This is a genomic window from Sporolactobacillus spathodeae (assembly GCF_016908935.1).
In the GTDB taxonomy this organism is placed as follows: Bacteria; Bacillota; Bacilli; order Bacillales; family Sporolactobacillaceae; genus Sporolactobacillus; species Sporolactobacillus spathodeae.
This window is the reverse complement of record NZ_JAFBEV010000021.1, coordinates 46873-53315: the sequence shown is the minus strand read 5'-3', so window position 1 is coordinate 53315 and position 6443 is coordinate 46873. Positions and strand designations below refer to the sequence as shown.

The following is a 6443-nucleotide window of genomic DNA, read 5'->3' as shown; positions in this document are numbered from 1 at the left end:
TTGAGTGGTTATTGAGTTTTTTAATTCAAGAAGGCCCAAACTAATTCTGATTATTCACATATTTAAGACTTTAATTTTTATGCAACGCTAGTAATCCGGTAATACAAAATAATCAATTGTGACAGACAGGCGCGCAATTTGGAGACTTCGCGTCTGTCTGTTTTTGCTTAAGAATTCCAAAGGTTTGCGCCCCGGAAATGACCACATGGTAGATCAATAATTACTAACAATAGGAGAATTTAATAAAAAAAAATTATATTAAAATAGTCACTTGTCTTGAAGGAGAAAGCAAAACAGTTGGCGAATTAGTATATTGTGTTGTCTGATCAGTACGCTTCACCCGATCTCTGAATTTATAGGAGAGAAGGTTATGCAATTTGAATGAACAGGAACAAGAGAAAGCGGAGCTAATTCGCGAACGTTGTCAGGAACTTCTGGCCGATGCTTATTCCGCCGACGCATCGGATGTTCATTTTATCCCCCGAGCTGAAGAAACGCTGATTGAGCTGCGGATTCACGGTTATTTATACCAAATGGCGATTATTGCCGCTGATGAAGCAGAACGGATGATCAATCATTTTAAATTTCTGTCTGGCATGGATATCGGCGAAACACGGCTGCCACAAAGTAGTGCAATGCCGACTGTCTTCGCTCATGATCACGCTTCCCTGCGTTTTTCGACTTTGCCGACCCCAAGCGGCGAAAGTATGGTTATTCGAATCCTTCCCCAAAGAAAAAATCCTGCGATAGAAGATCTGTCTGTTTTTGAAGAATCAGTGAATGGACTAAACTGTCTGCTCAATTATCAGAACGGTCTTATCCTCGTTTCAGGACCGACTGGATCAGGAAAGACCACAACTTTGTATACGCTGCTCGCCGCATTGCAAAAGAAATACAATGCCCGCGTGATTACCCTCGAAGATCCAATAGAGAAGCGTAATGATACGTTTGTTCAGATGGAAGTCAATGAACGAGCAAATTTCACCTATGCCAGAGGATTCAAAGCGATCCTTCGCCATGACCCGGATATCATTATGATTGGTGAAATCCGTGACGAAGAAACCGCACGTATTGCACTCAAAGCTTCATTGAGCGGTCATCTTGTCTTATCAACGGTGCATGCTGCGCATGCCGCCAGTACGATTCAGCGTATGTCAGAACTTGGTGTTTCACGCTTTGATTTACGTGAAACACTGATCGGCGTCATTGGCGAGCGTCTGGTGTCAATACAATGTCCGAACTGCGGAGCCGTTTGTAAACCGGATTGTCCAAATCGCCACCATCCGAAGCGAACGGGTATTTTTGAAATTCTTGCCGGAATGCCGCTTCATGATCTGCTGGCGAATCAAACATTTAGTTCGGTTCATCCGGGTTACAAAACCATTGAGGATTTTATTGAAGAAGGCGTTTCCAGGGGATGGATCGAGGAAGATATCCGGGAAAGAGGCGTCGTTTCTCATGCGTATCAGAAAAAATTGGACTAAGACGGAACAAGCCTTGTTTCTCGTGCATCTGGGTCAGTGCCTTGGAGAAGGATATACACTTTTAGTAGCCATGCGCTTTCAATTTTTTCACCGAAATCAGATGCTTCGAAATGATATTGAGAAAATGATCGCTGCTCTCGAAGAAGGTTGGAAAGTTCATGAGATTCTCCGCGCATTTCATTTTCCCGAAGCCATTGTCTGTTCGATTTATTTTTCAGAGAAGAGTGGCGATTTATTCAGGGGGCTAACAGCGTGCGGTCATATGCTGCAGCGTCAAGAAGAGAATCGACGAAGACTCGGGCGGCTGCTTCGTTATCCGCTTTTCCTTCTTTGGCTGCTCCTCTTGATGTTATATATCATCGGGCACTTTCTATTGCCTAATTTTCTTCAACTCTATCATTCACTGCAAATTGATTTACCGCTGATCACCCGCGTGCTTCTTATTTTGTCGAATCACGCATTTCTCTTGGCTGCTCTCCTCTTGGCCGTTATTACAGCAGGCTTGCTTCTCTGGATTTATAGTCGTCGCTTGCCAGTTGAAAAAAAGATACAGATTGCGCTGCATCTGCCAATTCTGAGACATTTTCTCCGTCATTTACTGACACAGAAATTTTCCTTTTATTTCGGAAGTATGCTGCGCTCCGGCTTGTCGATTCGTCAAGCGGTTGATGCCCTTAAAGATACCGGAGCGACACCATTTCTGAATTATGAAGCGGAACGATTACGCCAATGCTTTGACGAGGGAAGACGGTTTACTGAAGCGATCGACCGCGTCGGCTATTTCCTTCCAGACATGGTATCGGTCATTCGTCAAGGCGAACTTGGCGGTATCCTCGGGGAATCGCTCGCACGCTATAGTGATGCCATTCTTGTTGACTTTGAGGAAAAAATGGAGCAACTACTTTCTTACGTTCAGCCAGCGATTCTGATTTTTGTCGGCGGTCTTGTACTTGGTCTGTTCTCAGCTGTTCTGCTCCCGATTTTTCATATTGTAAATGGTCTTTAGCCTGGGAGAAATGATGCGGAACGAAGATAGAAAAGGCCAGCATTAATCAATTGAATCGAAATACGAGGCTGGTATTGCTCTTTAAGCGCCTCTTTTTCCTGAAAATAGCATTCCGGCTTTGTATCTTGCTGCTCATAAAAAGCATCCAAAAGCGCTTGATCACGAAGCCATCGCTGCCCTGCTTCATTTGCCCAATCCGTAGGCTCGTTGATCAATTCACGTTCAATAAAAGCAGTAATGCGTTTGATGCCGCTAGGAACAGTAATCAGCGGACTGAGCGTATAGAGATAGTCAGGCATCTTTGGAATTAACTTTAGACCGGACAGCATCTCTTCAAAGCCCTCAATCAGTGTGCCGTTGATGAGTTGAAGCCCGACCGAACAGATACGATCACGTTTCAAATCGCATTGGTAGCTGATTTTCATATTTAAGCCGATCCAAGGTTCAAGGGCGGCAGGCGCGTCTTCTGGCAGATTCTGAAACAGCCGGATAAACGTGCCCATTTTTTCTGCAACATTAAAAATCTGATGTAGACGTGGGGCACCAAAATAGATCAGTTCGGCTTGGTCGCCGCGAGTATGGGTACGGAAATCCAGGGTGGCGGTTTCCGCAATGCCACCGGTTTGCTTGATATAGTGCCAGTAAAAGGGACGGTTCATCAGCATTTGGTCCATCTCTTCAGTGAGCTTAACTTTGAGTTGGCCAGTATGGCTATCCGCCTGCAGCGCGCAGCCGGAAGCGGAAAAGAATCGAGACAAATAATTATAGATCGCCGCTTGCTGCATCCGTTTTTCCCTCCTCAAACTGCTTCCGTGCTGAGTTAATGACACTGCTTAGATTATCCAATTTAATTTTCAACTCGCCACTCGATTCAGATTCCTCGAAAATCCGGCTTACCTCGCGATCCACATCGTTCAAGTCAATACGGCCAAGTATTGTGTCCAGCTCGCCAATCACCTGTTCAAAAAGATTGATTTTATTGTAAAGCAAATTCAGGATATGGCTTTCAACGGTATCGCGAATCGCAAAATTATAAATATGCACGTCATTTTCTTGACCGAGACGATGGATACGTCCGATACGCTGTTCAATACGCATCGGATTCCAAGGTAGGTCGTAATTAATCATATGGCTAGCGAATTGGAGATTGATCCCTTCGCCGCCAGCTTCAGTGGCTATGAGCACCTGTACGTGATTTTGAAATAGGGCGCGCATCCAGTCTTTTTTATTACGCTTAAAACCGCCATTGAACGGGACTGATGAAATATCATTTTTTTTCAGATACCATTGCAGATAGAGCTGTGAGGCACGATATTCAGTGAAGATAATCACTTTATCGTTAATCTGCCGGATCAACTCTAATGCTTTTTCAGCCTTTGCATTTCGTTGCACAGCATTCAGCTTTGCGAAAAGAAGATGCCATAAGCGTTCATAGTGCGGAGAAATGGTTTTCTTATATATTTTGCTGAGCGTTTGAAAGGCTGCTTCACGGCTGCTGCAGGCTTCACGTTGAAGTGTCAGTAAAGAAAAGCCTTGTATTAATCCGACGTCTTTCAAATTGGAAAGCGCTTCATAAAACTCCTGTTCCTCTTTGGAAAAAGTAATATCCAATGAGGTGATGATTCGTTTTGGCCATTGGAGTTTTGTATCAATGCGGCGATTACGAACCATTACCTGATTAACAAGCTCTTTCAATTTTTCCTCGTTTTTTACAGAACGATTCCCTTTCTGGTAATTTTGCGAAAAGGAAGCTTGATCGCCTAAATAGCCTGGTTTCAACAGCGAAACGAGGTAGAAAATTTCGCTCAAACGGTTTTGAATAGGTGTCGCTGTAAGTAACAAACAGAATTTCTTTTTCAATAATTGGACAAATTGATAGTTTTTCGTTTTATGATTTTTCAACTTATGCGCTTCGTCAATAATGACTAGGTCATAGTTCTGTTCCAACACGAGACTGCGATGTGGATCGCGTTTTGCCGTGTCTATCGATGAGACAACGACGTCGCATTGGCTCCAGACATAGGTTTTGCGTTGCGGAACTGCCGGAATCGAAAATTTACCATTTAGCTCGGATACCCATTGCAGGACAAGAGAAGCGGGGACAAGGATCAACACCTTTTTCACCAGACCGCGGATCATATATTCTTTGATGATTAAGCCTGCCTCAATCGTCTTTCCAAGACCAACTTCATCCGCGAGAATCGCTTTGCCATGCATGTCTTCAATAACGGTACGGGCTGTTTCAATCTGGTGTGGATGAAGATTGAGATCGGGTAGCTGGTTCGGTGCGATCAAACCATGAAAAGAGGGGACCAGTCGGGCGGACTCGGCCTCATAGGCGAGTTGAAACAATTCTGGTTTGGCCCACGGACCGTCGTTTTGGATCCGCTTTAAAAATTCTTCCTCCCATGAATGGCTAAATTGAATGATCGGTTCCATCGGAAACATCCTTGTTTTTTGTTAAAATTTTGTGAACATACTCTTGCGAACAGGCAGAAATATTGGTAGGATAATGATGTTAGTATAGACGAATTTGAGACGAGTTAAACGCGGCAACTGAATAGATTGCGGATGACGTCATGAGGAGAGAACGCGGAAGACGCGTGGCCGAAGGAGCAAATGGTGAGTGAATCTCTCAGGCAAAAAGACTTGTGACGGACGCGCCTCTGGAGAGTGCTGAAGAATTCGGCCACCAAAGGGGATACCGCTTAAACGAGTTGCTCGATAAGCGATAAACTTTCAGGTCTAAGGACAGAGAAAACACTTTATGTGTCTTTCTCTGTCCTTTTTTGTTTGCTTCTCTTAAATCTGTTATCCATCTTTTGAGGAGGGAAATCCGGATAAATGTCTGAACAAAAAACAACGCCGCTGTATGGTTATTATCAAGAGATAGGTGCAAAACTGATTGATTTTGGCGGCTATTTGCTTCCTGTACAGATTTCGGGCATCACACAGGAGCATCAGGCAGTCCGAACGGGAGCAGGTATTTTTGATGTGTCGCATATGGGTGAATTTTTCCTGGAAGGTGCAGGATCTGAAGCTTACCTGCAAAAAATGGTGACCAACGATGTTAGTAGAATACATCCCGGAGAAGCAATGTACACAGCAATGTGCTACGAGGATGGTGGAACAGTGGATGATCTACTGATCTATCGACTTGAAGACACGCATTTTATGCTTGTGGTCAATGCGGCAAATATTGCCAAAGATTTTGATTGGCTCAAAAGTCATCTAAACGATCAGGCGGTCCTCGAAAATCATTCAGAGACAACCGCACTGCTCGCTGTTCAAGGTCCGAAAGCAAAGCAGGTGCTGCAGCAGCTGACCGAAACAGATTTACAAGCAATTAAGACATTTACTTTTAAAGAAAAGATTCTATTGAGCGGTGTTCCTGTGTTGCTTTCGCGAACAGGGTACACTGGCGAAGATGGATTTGAAATATATTGTGCGGCTGATTCAGCTCGCGTTATATGGGATGCAGTCCTTGAAGCAGGCAAGGATACGGGACTTATTCCTTGCGGACTCGGTGCCCGTGATACACTGCGTTTTGAAGCACGTCTGCCGCTATACGGTCATGAATTAAGCAAGACCATTTCGCCACTAGAAGCAGGTATTGGCTTTGCGGTCAAGTTGAATAAAACAGCAGACTTTATTGGCAAAGCGGCATTGAAACGTCAAAAGACAGAAGGACTCAAACGGCGAGTGGTTGGTATTGAAATGATTGATCGTGCGATTCCACGGGCTCACTATCCGGTTTATGCTGAAGGGCGACAAATTGGAGAAATTACAACAGGAACCCATTCACCGACACTCGGAAAGAACCTTGGACTGGCACTTGTTGCATCCTCTTTCGCTGATCTGGGTACTGAAGTTGAAGTCGATGTACGTGGCAAGAAAAAACTGGCTAAGGTCATCAAAGCGCCTTTTTACAAGAAAGGTTGAGGAGGAAAAAT

The 6443-nt window shown here is 44.3% G+C and carries 5 protein-coding genes and 1 riboswitch; of the genes, 3 read left to right on the top strand and 2 right to left on the bottom strand.

Annotation, left to right across the window (positions count from 1 at the left end):
- Positions 1-377: 377 nt before the first annotated feature.
- Both comGA and comGB read left to right on the top strand, forming a co-directional pair.
- Complete coding sequence (gene comGA / locus JOC27_RS10575; RefSeq protein WP_239530253.1) at positions 378-1484, top strand: competence type IV pilus ATPase ComGA; 1107 nt, start codon at positions 378-380, stop codon at positions 1482-1484.
- Positions 1459-2490: a competence type IV pilus assembly protein ComGB gene (comGB, locus tag JOC27_RS10570; protein WP_205007260.1), complete on the top strand. Its 1032-nt coding sequence runs from the start codon at positions 1459-1461 to the stop codon at positions 2488-2490. Before comGA ends, comGB begins: the two co-directional genes overlap by 26 nt.
- Here the strand turns inward: comGB and JOC27_RS10565 are convergent.
- Together JOC27_RS10565 and JOC27_RS10560 are read right to left on the bottom strand one after the other, a co-directional pair.
- Positions 2487-3275, bottom strand: coding sequence for a YqhG family protein (locus tag JOC27_RS10565; RefSeq protein WP_205007259.1), 789 nt, complete (start codon positions 3273-3275; stop codon positions 2487-2489). The genes comGB and JOC27_RS10565 overlap by 4 nt on opposite strands.
- Entirely contained in the window at positions 3253-4929 is a 1677-nt protein-coding gene (locus tag JOC27_RS10560) for a DEAD/DEAH box helicase (protein ID WP_205007258.1), read from the bottom strand. The genes JOC27_RS10565 and JOC27_RS10560 overlap by 23 nt, the downstream gene beginning before the upstream one ends.
- A 132-nt stretch (positions 4930-5061) precedes the next feature.
- Positions 5062-5151, top strand: a riboswitch (glycine riboswitch).
- 183 nt (positions 5152-5334) lie between these two features.
- Between JOC27_RS10560 and gcvT the strand changes: the two genes are divergently transcribed.
- Entirely contained in the window at positions 5335-6432 is a 1098-nt protein-coding gene (gcvT, locus tag JOC27_RS10555) for a glycine cleavage system aminomethyltransferase GcvT (protein ID WP_205007257.1), read from the top strand.
- The last annotated feature ends 11 nt before the right edge of the window (positions 6433-6443 follow it).